We start from the raw sequence: 1,965 nt of genomic DNA, 5'->3' as shown, positions 1-1,965 counted from the left end.
TCGGCCGCCGTGACCGGGTCCTTGTGGATCCGGAAGTTCCCGGTGGCGGTCTCGTTCGTCGCGACGTTGCGCACGAGGTAGACGAGGCTGTCCTCGATCCGGGGCAGCCGGCCGGCCGACCCACCGTCGAAGGTCCAGACGCCGCACAGCGGCAACCGCGGGAGCGCTCCGGCACTCACCTTCGAGGGCATGGCGATGCGAATCCCGCTGAAGTCGTCCTCCACCTTCGGCGTGCCGGCCGAGGAGTCGAAGGTCCCGAGCTCCACCTTGTCGAAGACGTCGTCACTCATCGCTTCCCCCACGGAGTTTCCGGCCGGCGGCGCGGGATTCGCGCGATCGCTCCCGCCCGGCGAGCACGACGGGCCCGCCACGAGCGCGGCGAGCATCGCGAACGCGAGGATCGCCCGGCTCACGGCCACTTCATGCTCGACCGGTTGAGGTTGCGCCGCTTCACGATGGGCGCGCAGGAACCGCAGAACTGCAACGTGCGGCTATTGTGCCCGTAGTGGAACATGACGCACGTGCCGTCGATGTAGTCCGGGTTGGAACCGCCCGCCGCGGTCTTGCAGTGGCCGCCGCCGTTCTGGTAGTGGGTCGGGTTCTTCTTCAGGCCCGACTTGATCGGGTTGCCGTTGAATTCGTTGTACTCCTGGATCTTCGCCGGCACCATGCCGAGGCCGTGCCCCACCTCGTGGATGACGGTGCCCTGACGCGGCGCGAGCGGCCGCGGCGCCTGGCCGCGGGTGCGGTTCGCGATCACGATCGTGCCGTCCTTCTCGTAGGCGAAGCCGTTCAGGATCTCGATGAACCAGACCTTGAAGGTCCACGACAGCTTGCCCCGCGCCTTCGCCTCGTCAAGCGCCGTCGCGGCGGGCGTGCCGTTCGGGACCTTCACGGTCAGTTCCAGGTCCCCGGTGCGCGTCATGTACTGCGTGACGTCGTAGCTGCCGATGCCGACGCCTCCGGCCGTGCAGGTGCCCGGCTGGGGGTGGTCCCAGAGCATCCAGCCCGGCTGGGGGTCCGAGACGAACGGGCTGACGTCGAACTGGATGTGCCTGCCGTTCGACTGGACCGTGAACTCGCGCTTGGACGCGAGCCAGATGCGATCCACGAGGAGCACCCGGCCCTCCAGCTTGTGCTCGGTCACCGGCTGCATCATCGCGTCGGGCTCGGTGTCCTTCGTGATCACCTCCTGGTACTTCACCTTGGCCGAGCCGCCGCCCGGCGGGATCTCCTTCGGCCAGATGCCGTGCTTGCGGTACTCGGTGTGGAGGGGATCGAGCGGCATGACGAACTTCGAGTCCATGTAGCGCACCGACAGATACACGCGGCGCCAGACCTCGTACTCCTTGTTCGTCTTCTTGTCGGAGCCGTCCTTCTTGCTGCCGACCGAGACCTTGAACGTGTCCAGGCCGCACGCCGAGAGGCGGAAGTCGTCGTGCTCGCAGACGCCGTTCGAGTCCGTGTTCATCGAGAACTTCATCACGCCCGCCTCGCCGAAGCCGCCGCGGTCGGCGGCGGGCACCCACTTGAGCGGGGTGTTGTTCGGCCCGGGCTCGAGGAACCAGTACAGGCGCACCTTCGCCTTCTTGTCGAGCTCGGCCTTGGAGTGGACCGTCCGGTCCTTGCTCGAGAGGTTGACGATGAGCTTCTCCATTACTGCGCCTTCTCCTGTTCGCCTTCGGGCATGTCGAACTTGGTGAGGTTCGGCGGCGTCGAGGTTTCGGGCGCCGGGACCATCACCACGATCGAGGGCGGCTGCAGGACCGGGAACGGCGGCGTGTTCTTGTCGTTGTTCAGCATGATGTCGAGCAGCCGCACCGGGTTCTTGCCGTCGATCTTCACGTCGAACGAGTACATCTGGGGCTCCGACTTGCCCTTGATCTTCCCCGAGATCATCCCGCCGATGCTCCCCGCCTCGTCCCCCGTGCTCATCTTGAAGTTCGAGTCCTTGAGCAGGATCGG

At 66.4% G+C, this 1,965-nt stretch carries 3 protein-coding genes; all 3 read right to left on the bottom strand.

Translation table 11 applies throughout. The features are described from left to right. A partial coding sequence (locus ACOSYY_RS18795; protein WP_421664406.1) for a hypothetical protein occupies positions 1–413 on the bottom strand: 413 nt, incomplete at its 3' end. Beyond that, positions 410–1,657 (bottom strand): hypothetical protein, encoded by a 1,248-nt coding sequence (locus tag ACOSYY_RS18790; RefSeq protein ID WP_421664404.1) that lies wholly within the window; start codon positions 1,655–1,657, stop codon positions 410–412. The genes ACOSYY_RS18795 and ACOSYY_RS18790, both read right to left, overlap by 4 nt. Continuing rightward, positions 1,657–1,965: DUF4150 domain-containing protein (locus ACOSYY_RS18785; protein WP_421664403.1), on the bottom strand; the 309-nt coding region annotated here is incomplete at its 5' end. The genes ACOSYY_RS18790 and ACOSYY_RS18785, both read right to left, overlap by 1 nt.

This window comes from Nitrospira sp. BLG_2, assembly GCF_049222245.1.
Note: the sequence above shows the minus strand (reverse complement) of the source record. Positions and strands in the feature narration are given on the sequence as shown.